We start from the raw sequence: 17,171 nt of genomic DNA on the forward strand, positions 1-17,171 counted from the left end.
CAAAAAATAAGCAAGCAGAAGCTTGCTTATTTTTCATAATCACTTATTAGTAAATAACTTATCAATAATGTTAATAGCAATAAGACAAATAGGAAGTGCAATGATAATGTACAAAAAGTTTTTAGGTACAAACATATTGTAATAATAGAAAAATACACTGATAAAGAGAATCATAACAGCATACTTCATTATACTTTTCACAAAATTCCTCCTAATAAATATCCACCCAGCCATTATTAGGGCGTTTATCCCTTTTATCTAATTGTTTAGCAATTTGGGTTCCAATATCCAAATAATTTAGAGCAATTGCGACAGCAACACCAATAGAAACCGCTAATTTTTTAGCTCCCCACGCCTTTAATCTACTTGTTACGGTTTTAGTGAATATTCTTTTAGCTTCTGCTTTGCCTTTTTTAATAATAAATGATTGTATAACACCAACGCCACCCCCAACAGCAAAACCAATCACAGCATTGAAAACTGCACCTGCAAACCTCACAGATACACCAACCTTTATACCAGATGATTTTTTCTTTTTAGCAGCTTCAACTTCTTTAACCCCAAAGGAAGAAGCAAATACCTCTTTAGCAAATGCTAAATTCTCATTTTCTAATAGAGTTGAATCATTTATTTCTTCCACTAACTCTTCTTGTGCTGCTGACAAATCATTATATGTATCAGATTCTTTATCGAAGAAATTTGTTAGTTCTTTTTTAAATATTTCCTTCTCAGTAACATTTGATAGCTCTGTTTGTTCTTCTACTATTTTATCAAAAAGTTTTCTCTCATCTTTCGTCATTTCATCTATCGAAGGCATATTTCTAACCTCTTCTTCAAGATCGAACTCTTCAGATAAAACTTCCCTACTCAATTTAACATCATTTGAATTTATACCCTCTACTGTTTCACCTACTAGAACTCCCTCTAACACAGGTTGTTCCTCAATATCTGACTCTGCGAAACTAGTTAGAGTAGATAATGAACTAATCGTGAAGATAATTACTGTCAAAATTGAAACTCTTTTAAAAAATACATTCATCGACACCTTTACAAATACCTCCTATAAAAGTTAAATTAAAACACATAAATTTTATTTTAACACAAAAATGATGAAGAAACAGGATAATATTCTCTAGATAAGTAAATAATTGATAAATATGATCAAATTTTTAATTCTTAATACCTGTAAACAAGGAGACTCCGAATAAAAATTTAGGTTATAATAATATGACTAAATAAAAAAAGACGCTAAAAATAGCGTCTTTTTTTATTAAAGTTTTTAATAAAATCCTTTTGTGCTAACCAATCGTTTAGAAGAACATGTTGCCAGTCCCGCATCAAGGGCTTTCAAACCCTTGATACGACTGCATTCTAAAAGTTTTGATGGAGACGGTGGGAGTCGAACCCACGTCCAGAGACATCGATTACTTAAGCGTCTACGAGCGTAGTCAACATATTTCGTGTTCACTCATCCTCATGCCTGCTGACGGGCGCTTGGAGAGCTAGTCTGATGGATCTCTTCTTACGTCCTCAGACAAAAACGTAAGCGTAGCCTACTTCATTGGGCTCCTCACAGACACATAGGCGATGTCAGGAAGAGCTCGCTGCACTTATTAGGCAGCTAGTGCTAAGTTTTGGTTAAAACTTTTAGTTTTGCCAGTTACATTTAGTGCGTGTTAACGAGATCGCCTCTCGGCTCGCAGCTCAAGCTCGAACCGCCCCTGTCGAATCCGTAACGTCCCCTTGTAAAAGGGATATACGGGATGGAAACGTTCAGCTTAACTGCTTCCGTATATAACTATTATAACAGTCTCATCGCTTGAAACAACTGGTGGTTTCTGTAAAAAAGCGGTGACTGTTTACTGCATATCATATTGTAGCATAGTGTTGATGCTAGCAGCAAGCAATCTGTCCCGGGCTAGAATTGCTTTTGTCGATCACGGAAGGCACGGTCGATTTCGCGTTTTGCATCTTTTTTCTTCAGATCTTCACGTTTATCGTATTTCTTTTTCCCTTTACCAATTCCGATCAACACTTTGGCAAAGCCATTTTTTAAATAGAGTTTCAGAGGCACGAGTGAGTAACCTTCTTCCTTTGTCGCACCAATCAATTTACTGATTTGCTTGCGATGAAGCAGCAGCTTTCTCGTTCTCAGCGGATCATGGTTATAACGGTTCCCCTGCTCGTATGGGCTCACGTGCATGTTGTGAAGGAACACTTCTCCTCGTTCGATTTTGGCAAAGGAATCTTTTAAATTCACTTTTCCTGCACGAATCGATTTGATCTCAGTTCCTTGTAACACAAGGCCAGCTTCATACGTTTCTTCAATAAAATAGTCATGATTTGCTTTTTTGTTTTGGGAAACAACCTTTCCCTCTCCCTTTGGCATTGGCGTACACCCTCCTTTTGACACAAACACGGTCCAAATCGTACGGATTATTTTATCAAACAATCCAGCTTTAGACAACGCTGACGCTATGTGGTCAAAAAGCAAATAGAGCGTGATGCCTTATTTGCTTTTTGTCACGTTACTTTTTCTTTTTACGCTTTTGTTTTGGTGCGTTATCAAATACGCGTTTTTTCTTTTTCTTCTTCTTACGGCCTGTGAACCAGTCACTTCCGCCTTTATCCTCTTTGGCTTTATCCCCAGAGGCATTTTGGCCACCGTGCCCTTTTTTCGCTGGTGAATCTGTCCGTTTTTTAAACTTAAAATCTTTCGGCGATTTACGGCGGGTGCCTTTCATGCCGACGATTTCAAAATCAATCGAGTGCTCATCTTTATTGACATTCACCACTTTGACTGTGATTTCATCACCGATACGGTAGACATTTCCTGTGCGTTCACCGATCATGGCAAAGTGCTGCTCATCAAAGCGATAGTAGTCGTCTGTCATGTAGCTGACATGAACAAGACCTTCAATTGTATTCGGCAGTTCAACAAATAGTCCGAAGTTCGTCACGGAACTAATCATGCCATCAAACTCTTCACCGATTTTATCAAGCATAAATTCTGCCTTCTTGAGATCATCTGTTTCACGCTCTGCATCAACTGAGCGGCGCTCCATTGTAGACGCATGATCTGCAATTTCAGGAAGCAGCTGCCCCCACTTTTCTAGAGTTGCTTCGTCTGTCTTTTTCTGAATCAAATAGGTTCTAATTAGTCTATGCACGATTAAATCCGGATAACGGCGGATCGGTGATGTGAAATGTGTATAGAATTCCGTTGATAAACCAAAATGGCCGATGCTTTCTGGATCATATTTCGCCTGTTTCATCGAACGAAGCATCACGGTTTGTATCACAACTTCTTCTGGTTGATCCCTCACAGCATCAAGTACACTTTGAAGTGCACGCGGGTGAATGTTTGTCGACGTTCCTTTCACAATGTAACCAAACGTTGTCACGAACTCTAAAAAGCGCTGAAGCTTCTCAGGATTTGGTTCTTCGTGAATTCGATAAATGAAAGGTACATTCAACCAGTGGAAATGCTCTGCAACCGTTTCGTTTGCAACAAGCATGAATTCTTCAATTAATTTCTCTGCGACAGAACGCTCACGAACGACAACGTCTTTTGCTGCGCCTTCATCATCTACAAGCACTTTTGCTTCCTTGAAGTCAAAGTCTACTGCCCCGCGCTCCATCCGTTTGTCGCGAAGGATCTCTGCAAGCTTCTCCATTTCTTGGAACATTGGCACAAGCGGCTCGTATTTGTCTATAAGCTCTTCGTCTTGATCGACTAAAATCTTATTCACATCAGTATAGGTCATTCTTTCCGTCGTTTTGATCACACTTTGGAAAATCTCGTGTTTGACGACCTTCCCATTTCGATCAATGACCATTTCACAAGACAGCGTGAGACGATCGACCTTCGGATTCAACGAGCAAATACCGTTTGACAGGCGGTGCGGGATCATCGGAATGACGCGGTCTACGAGATATACACTCGTTCCACGCTCATAAGCTTCCTGATCAATCGGAGAGTTCTCTGTGACATAATGAGAGACATCTGCAATATGCACCCCTAGCTTATATTTGCCATCATCCAGCTTTTGCACCGTAACGGCATCATCTAAGTCCTTCGCATCTGCTCCGTCAATGGTTACAATCGTTTCATTGCGTAAGTCACGTCTGCCTTCTAGGTCTTTTTCATCAATCGTTTCAGGTGTGTCTACTGCCTGCTGGAGCGCTTCTTCTGGGAACTCACCTGGCAGGCCGTGTTTATGAATGATTGATAGTATATCAATGCCAGGGTCATTTTTATGACCAAGGATTTCAGTGACTTCGCCCTCTGCACTCATTCTTCCTTCTGGGTAGCTAGTCAGCGTCACGACCACTTTATGCCCTTCGACCGCTCCATTTTTAGCGGATTTCGGGATGAAGATATCGGTTGTGATTTTTTTATCATCAGGAATGACAAAGCCAAAGCTTTTCGTTTCTGTATAGGTACCGACAACCGTCTGAGTATTACGCTCCAGAATTCGGATGACAGTCCCTTCTTTTTTTGTGCCGTTTGATTTGTGGCTGACACGAACCATGACTGTATCACCATTCATCGCTGTGCCTAGCTCATTAGGCGGAATGAAAATATCATCCTGTCCAAACTCTTCTGGTGTCACAAATGCAAAGCCTTTTGCATGAGCAGACAGCTTTCCTTTTACCAAGTTCATTTTTTCCGGTACACCGTAGCGATCGCTGCGCGTGCGAACGATGAGTCCTTGATCTTCCAGCATCACAAGTGCTTTGACGAGCTCTTTATAATCATCTGGATTGGTAATCTCCATCATCACTTCCAGCTCTTGAACGGTTAACGGTTTATACGCTTCATCTTTCATAAAAGCGAGTAATTCATTCATAAATTCTTCTTTTTGCACACTCTAACCCCCTATATATTTAAACTGACCAATCAAGTGATTCTAAGAATGCATATACATCCTGATGAACCTTCTCGCGCTCTTTATCAAGCGTGATCGCATGGCCTGATTCTTCATACCATTTCAAATGCTTTTGATCTGTCTCTACTTCGTTGTAAATGATATTCGCACTGTCTGTATTAATCATATGATCGTGACGTGCCTGAACAACAAAAGTAGGTGAATAAATCATGTCGACATTGTTTCTGACATCTGCAATGAGTTCTTGCAGACTCTTAAGTGTATCCATTGGCGTTTTCTTGAACTCTTCCATTTCCTGTTCAATTTGGTCCTCTGACTTACCCTCGAATTTCTTATAGTTACGGGCATATTCTAGTACACCCTGGTACATGACTTCTTCACTTTTTATGTACATAGGTGCACACATAGGTACAATTCCCTTTACAGGTACAGTGTAACCTAATTTCAATGAAAAAACTCCTCCGAGGGATAGTCCGCAAACTGCAATTTCCTCATAGCCTTCATCCTTTAAGAATTGATAGGCTTCTTGTACATCCTTCCACCAGTCATCCGGTCCAAAATGGACAAGCTCTTCTGGCGGCACGCCGTGTCCTTTATATTGTGGTGCATGACACGTATACCCTCTTTCGTTCAAATAACGGCCTAGCATTCGAACATCGGCTGTATTCCCAGTAAAACCGTGAAGAAGAAGCACCGCCTTTTCTCCACCTTTAAACGTAAATGGTTTTGGTGTAACAACTTTCATGATGTGACTTCCTTTCCTTCCGATATGGTTTATATTTTCCACTTGTATGTATGAAACAAACACAAAAGAGTGCTGATAATAAAAAAAGGTCTGAAAAAAGATCAGACCTTCTGTTACTCGCGCTTTATACGCCTAAATATGCCAATGCAAGTGTTAAGATGAAGAAAAGCACTGACAAAATAACCGTTAAACGGTGAAGTATCAAGTCAAGACCTCTCGCTTTTTGCTTACCGAAAAGCTGCTCGGCTCCACCTGAAATAGCGCCTGACAGTCCAGCACTTTTACTAGATTGTAACAATACAACGATGATAAGTGCGATACTGACAATTACGAGTAATGTGATAACAAATGCGTGCATGAAAACACCTCCAGACAAACTGGTACACATAACTTTATTTTACATGAAAACAAGGTGCATGTCACGAAACATCAAAATAAAGATTCCCTCTATATTCTGGACTTTACTCGTTATTTTGATTCAATTTCATTCCAAAGAGTAGTATGCAGCATTTTTTATATGCAATTTTCGGTTAAAAACATGTTTTTAACGGGTTGCTTCTTCTTTCAATAGCTGTTTTAATTCTACTAACAAACGTTCAGCTCCTTCAGGACTCAGCATCACTTTCCCATTTCCATAGCTTTTGTTATACTTCGTCACTTGTCCAGTTAACAGGCAGCTCTTATCTGCATCATATTTTTTCAGCATAATAGTTTGATCTTCAATGAAAATTTCTAAAAGCTGCTCTTCTTTAATATTGAGTACCTTGCGCATTTCTGAAGGCAGAACAATTCTGCCTAGTGAATCAATATGTCTGACCATCCCAGTTCTTTTCAACGACATTGCCTCCTTGATCATTTCATTCATTGACTTTTGTCAACATTTTCATAGTAAAATAGATCTTCAAATTTTTTATCAAAGTAATGAATCATTTTGCCAATGACAAGCTGGCCTGGTTTCCGATGACCATTTAATACCCTGCTGAGTGTGGCAGGAGAAATGCCAATTTCATCAGCGAGCTGATTTAAAGACATATCGTTTTCGATCATATACTGCATGACATAAGTTCGCCTGATCTGAATCTTTTCGACCATCATTACAACCTCCTATGGAATCAATATGTACAACGTGTAGGTGCTCACATGAAACAGATTCATTAACTTAAGTCAACACTTTTACCCCTCTGCTATTTCCTTTGGTCAATGATCATACTAAAATAAGTCATATACTGAAATGTGAGGTTCGATGTCATGAATCACTTTGGTGAACAATTACGCATTTTAAGAGAAAATAGAAAAATGTCTGTCAATCAACTCGCCATGTATTCAGGTGTAAGCGCTGCTGGTATTTCTCGTATCGAAAATGGAAAGCGTGGTGTGCCGAAGCCTTTAACCATAAAAAAATTAGCACACGCCTTGAAGGTGCCTTATGAGGATTTAATGCTGCTTGCCGGTCATATTGAACAGGAACAAGTTCATGAAATGAAACCAAAATATGAATCCATGTTAAAAATCTACCAAACGGCGCTTCAAAAGGATGTAGAACATCTTCCCATTTTTGACGGAGACCTATGGGAAAGGTTATCCGCACAAGACATCAGCCAGCTGAATGAATACTTTCTCACGCTCATCAACCAAAAAAAGACGAACAAATAGCGGGGCATAACCTTAAGATACATTCACTATTAACTAATGTCAATATTTTCATGGTATACTTGTTGCCAATAGTCAACAAATCAAGTAAAATAGACATATCTAATCTATAACCATGTGAGGTTTTGCCTTGATGAACTTTGGTGCATACTTAAGAGCATTACGTGAGGAAAAGAAGCTGTCAGTGAACCAATTAGCGATGTATTCAGAGGTCAGTGCTGCTGGTATTTCTCGTATTGAAAATGGGAAACGCGGCATTCCGAAGCCTCCTACGATAAAAAAACTAGCCGGTGCATTAAAGGTCCCTTATGAGGAAATGATGCAGGCTGCGGGCTATATTGAGGAAGCCTCTTCTGTCCATCAGCTGAAGGAAGAGGAAACGGCATTATCCAAAATAAAGGAAGCCGCAACGCAATATGAACTTGGTGATCTCGAGCTATTTGATGGAGACATTTGGTCAACTCTTTCGAAAAAAGAAATAGAAGATCTTAACCGATATCTGTTATTTATATTAAACAGCCGTTCGTCATCATAGAATGTTTTGATCATTGACAAGCTTTTAGAGCTGATTTATGACAAATTTACGGTATAATGAGTTCAGATTGGAGTGAAGAAAGATGAATCAATCTGACATATGCCCGCGGTTTGAAAAAGCAGTTGAGTTATTGAGTAAACGCTGGGTTGCACTGATTGTTTTTCAGCTTCTCTCAAGTCCGCAGCGCTTTAGTGAAATTGAGGCCGCTCTGACAAATTTAAGCGGAAGAGTATTATCTGAGAGATTAAAAGAGCTGGAAGCAGCAGGCATTGTAAAACGGGAGGTTTTTGCTGAAACACCCGTGCGTATTGAATATTCTTTAACTGATATGGGGCGTTCCCTTGCACCCGTTTTTGAGGAAATTTCGAAGTGGTCCACTGAATGGATCACGCTCGAATCATAAAATAACCGCATGTGAACTGAACTGCCTGATCATTATAAAACAACCTCCCTTACAGATGTAAGGGAGGTTTTGTCTTTTCAACCGCTTAAGCAGATGTCATGTTTTTTTCAGCTAATGCTTTTCTTTCTTTTTTCTTGTTCGTTGGGCTTAAATAGCGTTCAAGCCAGCCCATGACTAGGTCAGCGATAATGGCCATGAGGGCAGTTGGAATAGCACCTGCTAAAATGATGGCTGTTCCGTTTGTGGCGTTTGATCCTCTGATGATGATATCACCTAGACCTCCTGCGCCAACAAATGTCCCAATCGCTGTAATGCCGATGGCGATGACCAGCGCAGTTCTTAAACCAGCCATAATAACCGATAAAGCAAGCGGTAATTCAACCATTCTCAGCACTTGCCATTTCGTCATGCCCATCGCTTTACCCGATTCTAAATAAGCATGTTCAATGCTGACAATTCCTGTATACGTGTTGCGGATGATCGGCAGAAGCGAATACAGAAAGAGTGATAAGATGACTGTATTTGCGCCAAGTCCTAACACGAGCATCAACACGGAAAGCATTGCTAACGCCGGTATGGTTTGAATGACGTTGGTAATGGCGAAGATCCAATTGCTTAGCTTACGGTAATGCGCCACAAAGATGCCTACTGGAATTCCGACTATTGCCGCAAACAGCACCCCATACGCTGACATGAGAAAATGCCGATAAAATTCTTCTAACACATATGAACCGTTCTGCTGATAATACGTCCATAATTGCTGCAGTGTGTCCATCAGCCGTGACACCTCCCCATCTTACTCAAAGTAATTGTGCTTTTTCAGGAAATTCTTCGCAACGGTGGCTGGTTCTTGAAGCTCTCCGTCGACTTGATAGTTCAGCTCTTGCATTTGTTCTGTATTAATTTTTCCGATCAGTCTGTTGATCACCTTATCAAGCCCTGGGTTCTCTTTTAAAACTTTTTCCGGGACAACGGGCGATGCATCATATGGCGGGAAAAACCGCTTATCATCTTTTAAAATTTTGAGGTCATAGGCTTTGATTCGCCCATCTGTTGAATAGGCAAGCACAATATCCATTTTTTCATTTTTTAATGCATCGTACACTAAACCAATCTGCATTGGATACGTGCTTCCAAATTCAATTCCGTATGTTTTCACGAATCCTTCATAACCGTCGCCTTTCTTTTTGAGCCATATATTATCGACACCGAACCGGTAATTCTTCGCATTCTTTTTCAAGTCAGAGACCGTTTCTAACTTGTTTTCCTTCGCCATCTTTTGCGTCACGGCAAAGGCATACGTATTGTCAAAGCCATAGGAATCAAACCATTTGTAATCATAGCGTTTCTTAAATTCTTTTTGGACGATTTCCATTGCACGCTCCGGGTCTTTTTCCGCATCCATTCCAAGCGTACTTGTCAAATCTGTCCCTGTATATCTTGTCGCCGAAATGTCGATATCCCCATTTTCCATTGCTTTCTGCTGTACGGTATTAGAGCCTAAGTTTTTCACAATGGTTGTCTTTTTATCTGTGTAATGTTCGATGATCTCGCTAACCATATAGGCCATGATTTCTGATTCGGTAAAGTTTTGTGCTCCCACCCGCAGCGTATTGCCTGAGGAGCCGGCTAGTCCAGGAAGTGAACAGCCGCTTATCAATAGCAAGCATCCAGCAAGCAGTGCGCTGATCCATTTTGTTTTTCGATTCTTCACATAAGCCAACTCCTTATGAAACTTCCTTCAATCCTTTTAAGCCTTCTGGTGTTACTTTTTTCTCCAGCTTCATCAATGTAAAGTCAATGATGACCGCTAAAATAGTGACTGGGATGGCGCCTGCAATAATGTATTCCGGCTGGTATAGCTGAAGTCCAATCAAAATGTAGTCACCAAGACCGCCTCCACCGATAAAAGCAGCAAGTGTTGTCCAACCAATTAAATAAATCGTTGACGTTCGGACACCTGCCATAATGATCGGTACAGCAAGCGGAAGTTCCACAAGACGAATTTGCTCCCAGGTGGTCATGCCGATCCCTTTACCGGATTCAAGCAGATTTTTGTTCACACCTTGGACGCCGGCATACGTATTTCTCAAAATAGGCAATACCGAATAGAAAAAGAGAGCAACGATTGCAGGTATTTTCCCAACCCCCAAAATAGGAATAAAAAATGCAAGAATCGCTAAACTAGGGAGTGTTTGAAAGATATTCACGACACCGATGACAAAGCCTGCGCCTCGTTTCATTCGCGTGAGAACGACGCCTAAAGGAACGGCAACGATAATTCCTAGCACGACAGCAATTAAGGAAATATATAAATGCTCCCACATTTTTGTGAGGAGTTCCCCACCATTTTTCTCTAGAAAATCGATGATTTGATCCATGTGTCCACCTCCCTTAGTTCATTTCAATGGCAGACGCTGGCGTATCGTCTCCCCAAATGGAGTCGTACACAACATCTACAAGACTTGCCCGTGTCACAATGCCTTTTAAATGCCCTTTGGCATCGACAACCGGTACATATTTAATACCGCGTATTAAGATTTTCCGAACGGTGTCTCTGAGAAGTGCGCCTTCTTGTACAGTATAGAACTCTGTATTTAGGATCTCACCAACGAAAGCCGCTTTTCTGCGGTTCGCATCAATTGTTTCAATATCGATATAGCCTTTTAACACATCATGTTCGTCTACTACAAGCAAGGAATCGACCCGCTTTTCTCTCATGATGTAGATGGCATCAGTCAACGTTTGTTCGACTGTAATGGTGACTGGTGACGTGTTCATCATTTGTTCTACACGTTCCATATTCGGATTTGACTGAAGCAGGCGTTCTTTTCCAATGAATTCTTCAACGAACTCGTTGGCTGGGTTACGTAAAATATCTTCTGGTGTGCCTACTTGAACAATCTCTCCATCTTTTAAAATCACAATTCGGTCAGCCAGTTTAATTGCTTCATCCATGTCATGTGTGACGAATACGATGGTTTTATTTAACGTTTTTTGCAGCTTCTTAAATTCTTCCTGCAATGTATCTCGTGTAATTGGATCAAGTGCACCAAATGGTTCGTCCATGAGGATCAGAGGGGGTTCTGCTGCTAGTGCGCGAAGAACTCCGATACGCTGCTGCTGTCCTCCACTAAGTTCATGAGGATAGCGCTCTAAAAATTCTGGGCCCATGTCGACGAGCTTCAGCAGTTCACGTGCTCGCTCTTTCCGTTTTTCTTCCGGCCATTTTAAGAGCTTCGGCACAAGTGAGATGTTTTGCGCGATGGTCATATGGGGGAACAGTCCAATTTGCTGAATCACATAACCGATTTCTCTTCTTAATTGAACTGGATCTTTTTTCATGATATTTTCTCCCTCGATAAAAATATTTCCTGAGGAAGGTTCGATGAGTCGGTTGATCATCTTCATGGTTGTGGTCTTACCACAGCCACTCGGTCCAATAAAACAAATAAATTCTCCTTTTGCTATGTCTAAATCAATATTTTTGACAGCTTTTTTTCCGCCTTTATACGTCTTAGATACATTCTCTAGTTTCAGCAAATGAGACACCTCCAATTAGTTGGATCTATATATTCAGAAAATTTACACCTTATTAATTATAGTGCAAACTTTATAAAATAAAAAGTTTATGATGTGTTTGTATTGCATAACATTTATATAAAATTTTCAGTTAACGCCGTAATACCTAGATATCTCTCCTTTTTCCTCCAAATTACTAGCAATTACTCAATATTTATTGTTTTCATCAACAAACAGGTATATGATATATTGTGTTACAAATTGTCAGTCGTGAAGGGATGAAGCGGGGAGTGGACAAGCAAGCGCTAGGCGCCATTCAAAAAGCACAGGATCATTATATTGAAAAAGCTGCAGAGAACATGAATGCCTTTGGTCTTTCTTCTACAGTGGGTAGAGTGCTTGGTATCATTCACATGAACCGTAAACCAATGACGCTGGAAGAGCTATCAGAGGCGACCGGCATGAGCAAAACGAGGATGAGTCAAGTCGTTCGAGAAATGCTCGATTTAAATATTGCGGAAAAGGTTTATGAAAAAGGAATACGTAAAGATCTTTATGACGTTGAGCAAGATCAATACCAAACGTTTATTTCATTGTTTGCAGCCAATTGGACACGTGTTGTCAGTAAAAACCGTAAAGCACATAAGAAAACGTGCAAGGAATTGCAAGAGCTGCTTGAACAGGAAGATTTACCAGAAGAAACAGAGGATAAAATCAATCTGCTTCTTTCAGAAATCAAGGAAAGTCTTGATTACTATGATTGGATTAGCCGCTTAATTGAGTTCTTTGAAAGTGAAGAAGTATTTAAGCATGTGCCGAAACCTTAAAAAAAGCTGTTTTATTTTACATCATTGTAGAAAAAAACAGCTTTTTTATATACACTTATGACATAAACATCGGAAACATCCCTTTTAAGCCTGCGCCGATCATTTCAACTGCCACTACAGCCAGAATTAATCCCATCAAACGCGTCACGACATTCATCTCTGTTTTCCCCATTTTTCGCATAATAAAACTTGAATAATGAAAGGCATAATACGTCATGGCAAGAACGATGACAATGCCGATTAGAATCGCAAACATGTGGAGCATCCCTTGACTTCCCGGGGTTAAACTCATCACTGAAGCGATTGTACCGGGACCAGCGATGATCGGAATGGCGAGCGGCGTAACGGAGATATCTGCCTTCTCTTTGCTTTCTGCCTTTTCCTCCGAATGAGGATTTTGGACGTGTGATTCTTTTGCATTCAGTAAATTGTAAGCGATACCAAAAATAAAAATACCGCCAGCGATGCGGAGTGCATGAATATCAATTCCAAACAGTTTGAAAATGAGCCTGCCTGCCAATAGAAAGGCAATCAAAATAATAAAAGAGACCACGATGGCTTTTTTGGCTGTCTGGGAGCGCTCTTTCTCTGTATAGCCCTCTGTTAAGGTGATGAAAAGAGGTACGTTTCCTATGGGGTTTGATACAGCAAATAATGAGACGACAACATGAATCATAAAGGAAATCAACAGACACCCTCCTTTTTTCATAGTGTCTGCCATTCTGATGTGAATATTCCCTTGTGATGTTAAAACCTGTATATCTTTAACCGATGATAATAGAGGTTTAAAGAAAGGGGTTCACACATGAAGAAAACAATGACGATCATTCTTCTTTCTGTAGCAGTTATTGCCTTAGGTGGCTGGATTGTTTGGCAGCAGCAGACCATCTTAAAAGCAGAGAAAACACATCAGCAAGAAAGCAAAACGAGCGATCTGAAGCTCTCGCAGTTAACATCAGATCAAACAGATATGAAGCATAAAAACGATGAACAAAAAAAGCAAATAGCCACCGTCACAAAAAAGCTCAAAAAAGAAAAGAAAGCCTATGAAAAAGAGGTCAAACAGCGTAAAGCGCTTGAGATAAAAGTCGACCAGCTTCAAAAAGAGCTGGCAGCAGCAAAAGCCACTGCTCAAGCAAATAAGCAGACCGCTCAGGGTACAAGAAAACCAACTGTGAAAAAAGACCCGAATGTCACTCATCATCCTCCATCTCAGTGGGTACAGGACCAATATGATTGGGGCGTGAAACAAGGGTATATTAAAGAATAGAAAGGATGAAAAAATGTGATACAGATTCGGCGATTATCTCATGATGAATCTCTCCCAATGGATCTTTTACTATTAGCTGATCCTTCAAAGGAAAAGGTTCTTGCTTATGTGCAATCCAGCTCTTGTTATGCCGCTTTTCATGAAGAGGATGTGATTGGTGTCTATGTGCTATCATCGCTCTCTCAGCATTCAGTGGAAATCATGAATGTGGCTGTGAAGGAGTCATGGCAAGGAAGGGGAATTGGGAAGCAGCTGATCCGCCATGCGATCGCTGAAGCGAAAGCCACTGGTTTTCATACGATTGAAATCGGCACAGGCAACTCGAGTATTCAGCAGCTCGCACTTTATCAAAAATGCGGCTTCCGTCTAACGTCGATCGATCGCGATTTCTTCCTTAAGCATTATGATGAACCAATTTATGAAAACGGGATTCAGTGTATGGATATGGTACGGCTGTCTCTCACATTTCAAGCAGACTGACTATTTGTTCAGCCTGCTTTTTTTATGCTCTTCGTTTCTTCATAGCATGAATCACATATTGAATGAAAAAGTAAAGCACAGCGCCGGCTAAAAAGCAGACAACGCATCCAAAAAGCGTCGCCTCAGAGCTGAATTGATACTCTTCAATTTTCATGATATAAAATGGCATGCCAAACAGCGTTGGACTTGACTCGATATGATTGACCTCTAACAGTAGTAAAAAGACAGGGGTCATAAACACAGCAAATATATACAGCATCGCAAGTGTTAAGCCGCTAGAAAACGAATGAAATACTTTGATCATCTCTTTCTCTCCTTCATCTCTTTTAAACTGACTGTGATATTTTTCCCGTCTGGGCAAGCTGGATGCAGCATCACAGTGTTCAGTAAAGAAAAAAACAGCAGCTGATGACTCACCGAATGCTTCCACGTTAATAAAAGCACAATTGAGCAGAGTACCGGAAACAGCGGACCTGCAAGTGCCACCATCAGATTAAAGCTCGGCCGGGCAAATGTCTCATGAATAATCACCACATGCTTCCAATCAATCGTTACCACAAAATCAAAGAGCGGCCTTTTTTCGACTTTGTTACACACCATGATCATCAGCATATGACCGAGTTCATGAATGAGCACAACCGCTAGTAAACTAATGACAAGCCCCATCATCGCAATATCGGCCTTTTTAACATCACAGCATATATACAACTGAAAAAGGCAAGTGACCCAAGCAGATAAGCGGTGGCAAGAAGAAACATATGAGCTGACAGCCACTCTAATAAAAGCATATCGATGAAGCTGAATACAGCAATCATCATCACGATGACAAACAGTTTATTAAAATCACTGATTTTCACGACAAACCCCGTACAGGCTGCCATGACGGTCATGAATAAAATGGACAAACTCGCCAAGCCATGACCTTCACTTTCAATACCGATCACCAAATAAGCAAGGCCAATATACACAAAATAAATGAGTAAATTGATTGTGTAATAAAATAAAATTCTTGGCAATATATACGCACCCTTTGATGTATTTAACATAAAGATGGCCCGTTGATTGATATGATATTCTCTGCCAATCATCAGCGGAAGCATGATCAATATTTCCTTTAACGCAAACTGCACAATAAAGGCATACAGCCAGCCAGTTTCTTCCGGTGTAAAAACAAATGGCAGCCCAATCGTCAAACAAACGAGAAAGAGGAACAAAATGCCTTGTTCTTTAAAAACAGTTGATCGGATGAAATAGACCATTTCCTGCCGCACATGCGTCAGAAAGGAAGAGTACGTCCTAATTTTCTGGTAAGAAAATGACTTTACCTCTGTTTTCAGCTGCAAAAACATTTGATGAACATAGCAAGCTGCTAAGCCCTTTACCCATAGCCAGCCAGAGCTTAGAAGAATTACCAGCAACGTCAGATAGACAGCCGGCCATACATGGATCATCTCCACTGCTTTTTGAAAAAGAAGAAATATGAGTACTTGAAGTGCCGCAAAGCCGATTGTTTGTAGCAGTAAATGCTCCTTTGTTTTTGATACGAAATAACTTACACCGATCCTCATTAGCATCCATGAAGAGAGCGTATAAAGTGCCAATATGCCGCATGTGATGCAAACAGCGATGATCCAATACAGAGATGGGGTGACACCCGTGATAAAAAGACCTAATACAATCGGTAAAAAAAGCAATCCAGCCATGAGGAAGCAAAAAAGCACTGGAAAGAAATACGCACAAAGGACAAAGGGTACACTTTGTATCGCACTGTTCAAAAAGTAGAATTGATATTCTTGGCGCTTCAGTTTATTGCGGGATAACACAATCCCTGCTCCTAATAGTAAGAGCGACATTTTGACAAATTGGAGGTATAGCGCAGCTGGCTCACTTTCACCTGCCTGCATGTAAAAGCGCAGGCTGATGACAACGTATATTGCATAGATGAGCAAGAGAAAAACGGCAGCTGCGAGAAGCTGCAAAGGATACTTTTTTCCAAGCTGCTTTCCTTTCGTTGTCAGCATGCCCCATTCGATTTTATGAAGAACGTGTCGTGTCCAAATCATTGAGTAACCTCTCCACCTGCATATAGTAATCTCGATTTACATCTTTATAAATCTCTTCAAGTGCCTGATGAGGAAATGTCTCATTCGTTTCTTGGCGGGACATATTCAGCTTCACGTCACCATTTCTTAAGATCATGAGATGATCATATAATGTATCACCAAAGCTCAAATGATGAGTTGATATCAGGATGCCAGCGCCTTGATCTCTCAGCTTCATGAGCACCTTTTTTAAGATGATCATCATATCTGGATCAAGTCCGTTCGTTGGCTCGTCGAACACATAATAATCACATGGTCTGAGAAGCTGCGAAATGATCTGTGTTTTTTTTTGATTGCCATGGGACAGCTGAGCGATTGGCTGATCCATATACGGACTCAGCTCAAACAAATCGGTGAATGTCTCTTCACGTGTGGCATCTTGCTCATGTGGCAGCTGAAGTAATTGAAAGTATTCCCTCGGTGTTAAATAATCGAACAACGCATGATCGTCAGAAATATAGGAAACATGTTTTTTCAAAAGGGAAATATGAGCTGAGGATTGAAGGTTCAGCTGTTCACCATGTAAGGAAACGTATCCAGTAAATGGCGTCAGCCCAAACATAGCTTGAATCATCGTTGTCTTTCCTGCACCATTATGCCCTAAAAGAAGCATCGTCCGGCCTTTCTCCACGTTCATTTGAATATTACGGAGAGAGAAGGTGCGGCTATACGTTTTTTCTTGTAATTGTAATGACAGCATCATATCCCTCCGTTTGTTTCAGATGGAACAGATGACCTTGCATCT

General features: G+C 40.6%; 22 protein-coding genes and 1 other RNA gene. 6 read left to right on the plus strand and 17 right to left on the minus strand.

Annotated features, from left to right (window positions below):
- Nucleotides 1–211 precede the first annotated feature (211 nt).
- From MHH54_RS15515 to MHH54_RS15550, 8 genes are all read right to left on the minus strand, one after another.
- The gene (locus tag MHH54_RS15515) at nucleotides 212–1,045 is read right to left on the minus strand and encodes a hypothetical protein (RefSeq protein WP_106029327.1); all 834 of its coding nucleotides are present in this window, start codon (nucleotides 1,043–1,045) and stop codon (nucleotides 212–214) included.
- Nucleotides 1,046–1,381: 336 nt separating this feature from the next.
- Nucleotides 1,382–1,743: a transfer-messenger RNA gene (gene ssrA / locus MHH54_RS15520) on the minus strand.
- 175 nt (nucleotides 1,744–1,918) lie between these two features.
- Nucleotides 1,919–2,389, minus strand: coding sequence for an SsrA-binding protein SmpB (smpB, locus tag MHH54_RS15525; RefSeq protein WP_003213153.1), 471 nt, complete (start codon nucleotides 2,387–2,389; stop codon nucleotides 1,919–1,921).
- A gap of 139 nt (nucleotides 2,390–2,528) precedes the next feature.
- On the minus strand, nucleotides 2,529–4,871 hold the full coding sequence (rnr, locus tag MHH54_RS15530; protein ID WP_212045547.1) for a ribonuclease R: 2,343 nt from the start codon (nucleotides 4,869–4,871) through the stop codon (nucleotides 2,529–2,531).
- A gap of 19 nt (nucleotides 4,872–4,890) precedes the next feature.
- Complete coding sequence (locus tag MHH54_RS15535) at nucleotides 4,891–5,637, minus strand: carboxylesterase (RefSeq protein ID WP_113387366.1); 747 nt, start codon at nucleotides 5,635–5,637, stop codon at nucleotides 4,891–4,893.
- Between the two features lie 124 nt (nucleotides 5,638–5,761).
- Entirely contained in the window at nucleotides 5,762–5,995 is a 234-nt protein-coding gene (secG, locus tag MHH54_RS15540) for a preprotein translocase subunit SecG (RefSeq protein WP_003212746.1), read from the minus strand.
- Nucleotides 5,996–6,181: 186 nt separating this feature from the next.
- Nucleotides 6,182–6,472: an AbrB/MazE/SpoVT family DNA-binding domain-containing protein gene (locus MHH54_RS15545; RefSeq protein WP_003213714.1), complete on the minus strand. Its 291-nt coding sequence runs from the start codon at nucleotides 6,470–6,472 to the stop codon at nucleotides 6,182–6,184.
- Nucleotides 6,473–6,498: 26 nt separating this feature from the next.
- Nucleotides 6,499–6,732, minus strand: coding sequence for a helix-turn-helix transcriptional regulator (locus MHH54_RS15550; protein ID WP_003213379.1), 234 nt, complete (start codon nucleotides 6,730–6,732; stop codon nucleotides 6,499–6,501).
- A 153-nt stretch (nucleotides 6,733–6,885) separates the two neighbouring features.
- Between MHH54_RS15550 and MHH54_RS15555 the strand changes: the two genes are divergently transcribed.
- From MHH54_RS15555 to MHH54_RS15565, 3 genes are all read left to right on the plus strand, one after another.
- Nucleotides 6,886–7,290 carry a helix-turn-helix transcriptional regulator gene (locus MHH54_RS15555; RefSeq protein WP_003213200.1) on the plus strand — a complete coding sequence of 135 codons (405 nt, stop codon included), beginning with the start codon at nucleotides 6,886–6,888 and terminating at the stop codon, nucleotides 7,288–7,290.
- Nucleotides 7,291–7,420: 130 nt separating this feature from the next.
- Nucleotides 7,421–7,822 (plus strand): helix-turn-helix transcriptional regulator, encoded by a 402-nt coding sequence (locus MHH54_RS15560; protein WP_106029330.1) that lies wholly within the window; start codon nucleotides 7,421–7,423, stop codon nucleotides 7,820–7,822.
- Nucleotides 7,823–7,904: 82 nt separating this feature from the next.
- Complete coding sequence (locus MHH54_RS15565) at nucleotides 7,905–8,225, plus strand: helix-turn-helix domain-containing protein (protein ID WP_044138965.1); 321 nt, start codon at nucleotides 7,905–7,907, stop codon at nucleotides 8,223–8,225.
- Between the two features lie 85 nt (nucleotides 8,226–8,310).
- On the opposite strand, the gene MHH54_RS15570 is transcribed toward MHH54_RS15565, so the two are convergent.
- From MHH54_RS15570 to MHH54_RS15585, 4 genes are read right to left on the minus strand one after another with little or no spacing between them, the layout of a single operon-like run.
- On the minus strand, nucleotides 8,311–9,000 hold the full coding sequence (locus MHH54_RS15570; RefSeq protein ID WP_044138966.1) for an ABC transporter permease: 690 nt from the start codon (nucleotides 8,998–9,000) through the stop codon (nucleotides 8,311–8,313).
- Between the two features lie 21 nt (nucleotides 9,001–9,021).
- Nucleotides 9,022–9,939, minus strand: a complete 918-nt coding sequence (locus tag MHH54_RS15575) for an osmoprotectant ABC transporter substrate-binding protein (RefSeq protein WP_003213573.1) — start codon at nucleotides 9,937–9,939, stop codon at nucleotides 9,022–9,024.
- Nucleotides 9,940–9,952: 13 nt separating this feature from the next.
- Nucleotides 9,953–10,606 carry an ABC transporter permease gene (locus MHH54_RS15580; RefSeq protein WP_003213477.1) on the minus strand — a complete coding sequence of 218 codons (654 nt, stop codon included), beginning with the start codon at nucleotides 10,604–10,606 and terminating at the stop codon, nucleotides 9,953–9,955.
- 13 nt (nucleotides 10,607–10,619) lie between these two features.
- A complete protein-coding gene (locus MHH54_RS15585) occupies nucleotides 10,620–11,768 on the minus strand; it encodes a betaine/proline/choline family ABC transporter ATP-binding protein (protein ID WP_003212926.1) in 1,149 nt (382 codons plus the stop codon).
- Between the two features lie 269 nt (nucleotides 11,769–12,037).
- On the opposite strand from MHH54_RS15585, the gene MHH54_RS15590 reads away from it, so the two are divergent.
- The gene (locus MHH54_RS15590) at nucleotides 12,038–12,574 is read left to right on the plus strand and encodes a GbsR/MarR family transcriptional regulator (protein ID WP_012011291.1); all 537 of its coding nucleotides are present in this window, start codon (nucleotides 12,038–12,040) and stop codon (nucleotides 12,572–12,574) included.
- A 55-nt stretch (nucleotides 12,575–12,629) separates the two neighbouring features.
- Here MHH54_RS15590 and MHH54_RS15595 read toward each other — a convergent pair whose 3' ends face one another.
- Complete coding sequence (locus MHH54_RS15595; RefSeq protein WP_342500400.1) at nucleotides 12,630–13,262, minus strand: NAAT family transporter; 633 nt, start codon at nucleotides 13,260–13,262, stop codon at nucleotides 12,630–12,632.
- A gap of 117 nt (nucleotides 13,263–13,379) precedes the next feature.
- Between MHH54_RS15595 and MHH54_RS15600 the strand changes: the two genes are divergently transcribed.
- Nucleotides 13,380–13,844, plus strand: coding sequence for a hypothetical protein (locus tag MHH54_RS15600; protein WP_113387370.1), 465 nt, complete (start codon nucleotides 13,380–13,382; stop codon nucleotides 13,842–13,844).
- 15 nt (nucleotides 13,845–13,859) lie between these two features.
- Complete coding sequence (locus MHH54_RS15605; RefSeq protein ID WP_003213708.1) at nucleotides 13,860–14,324, plus strand: GNAT family N-acetyltransferase; 465 nt, start codon at nucleotides 13,860–13,862, stop codon at nucleotides 14,322–14,324.
- Nucleotides 14,325–14,346: 22 nt separating this feature from the next.
- On the opposite strand, the gene MHH54_RS15610 is transcribed toward MHH54_RS15605, so the two are convergent.
- Genes MHH54_RS15610 through MHH54_RS15625 form a run of 4 tightly spaced genes read right to left on the minus strand, consistent with a single transcriptional unit; the run spans nucleotide 14,347 to nucleotide 17,126 of the window.
- Entirely contained in the window at nucleotides 14,347–14,628 is a 282-nt protein-coding gene (locus MHH54_RS15610; protein ID WP_003213050.1) for a hypothetical protein, read from the minus strand.
- Nucleotides 14,625–14,993: a hypothetical protein gene (locus tag MHH54_RS15615; protein WP_342500401.1), complete on the minus strand. Its 369-nt coding sequence runs from the start codon at nucleotides 14,991–14,993 to the stop codon at nucleotides 14,625–14,627. The genes MHH54_RS15610 and MHH54_RS15615 overlap by 4 nt, the downstream gene beginning before the upstream one ends.
- A complete protein-coding gene (locus MHH54_RS15620; protein WP_342500402.1) occupies nucleotides 14,990–16,387 on the minus strand; it encodes a hypothetical protein in 1,398 nt (465 codons plus the stop codon). The genes MHH54_RS15615 and MHH54_RS15620 overlap by 4 nt, the downstream gene beginning before the upstream one ends.
- Nucleotides 16,359–17,126 (minus strand): ABC transporter ATP-binding protein, encoded by a 768-nt coding sequence (locus MHH54_RS15625; protein WP_106032196.1) that lies wholly within the window; start codon nucleotides 17,124–17,126, stop codon nucleotides 16,359–16,361. Before MHH54_RS15625 ends, MHH54_RS15620 begins: the two co-directional genes overlap by 29 nt.
- Nucleotides 17,127–17,171: the final 45 nt, after the last annotated feature.

Source organism: Bacillus sp. FSL K6-4563 (assembly GCF_038630405.1).
In the GTDB taxonomy this organism is placed as follows: Bacteria; Bacillota; Bacilli; order Bacillales; family Bacillaceae; genus Bacillus; species Bacillus pumilus.

Coding starts and splice junctions, on each gene's coding strand:
- MHH54_RS15580 (WP_003213477.1), bottom strand. CDS start 10,606: ATGGATCAAATCATCGATTTTCTAGAGAAAAATGGTGGGGAACTCCTC.
- MHH54_RS15550 (WP_003213379.1), bottom strand. CDS start 6,732: ATGATGGTCGAAAAGATTCAGATCAGGCGAACTTATGTCATGCAGTAT.
- MHH54_RS15560 (WP_106029330.1), top strand. CDS start 7,421: ATGAACTTTGGTGCATACTTAAGAGCATTACGTGAGGAAAAGAAGCTG.
- MHH54_RS15565 (WP_044138965.1), top strand. CDS start 7,905: ATGAATCAATCTGACATATGCCCGCGGTTTGAAAAAGCAGTTGAGTTA.
- MHH54_RS15555 (WP_003213200.1), top strand. CDS start 6,886: ATGAATCACTTTGGTGAACAATTACGCATTTTAAGAGAAAATAGAAAA.
- MHH54_RS15570 (WP_044138966.1), bottom strand. CDS start 9,000: ATGGACACACTGCAGCAATTATGGACGTATTATCAGCAGAACGGTTCA.
- secG (WP_003212746.1), bottom strand. CDS start 5,995: ATGCACGCATTTGTTATCACATTACTCGTAATTGTCAGTATCGCACTT.
- MHH54_RS15615 (WP_342500401.1), bottom strand. CDS start 14,993: ATGATGGGGCTTGTCATTAGTTTACTAGCGGTTGTGCTCATTCATGAA.
- MHH54_RS15610 (WP_003213050.1), bottom strand. CDS start 14,628: ATGATCAAAGTATTTCATTCGTTTTCTAGCGGCTTAACACTTGCGATG.
- MHH54_RS15535 (WP_113387366.1), bottom strand. CDS start 5,637: ATGAAAGTTGTTACACCAAAACCATTTACGTTTAAAGGTGGAGAAAAG.
- MHH54_RS15620 (WP_342500402.1), bottom strand. CDS start 16,387: ATGATTTGGACACGACACGTTCTTCATAAAATCGAATGGGGCATGCTG.
- MHH54_RS15625 (WP_106032196.1), bottom strand. CDS start 17,126: ATGCTGTCATTACAATTACAAGAAAAAACGTATAGCCGCACCTTCTCT.
- MHH54_RS15600 (WP_113387370.1), top strand. CDS start 13,380: ATGAAGAAAACAATGACGATCATTCTTCTTTCTGTAGCAGTTATTGCC.
- smpB (WP_003213153.1), bottom strand. CDS start 2,389: ATGCCAAAGGGAGAGGGAAAGGTTGTTTCCCAAAACAAAAAAGCAAAT.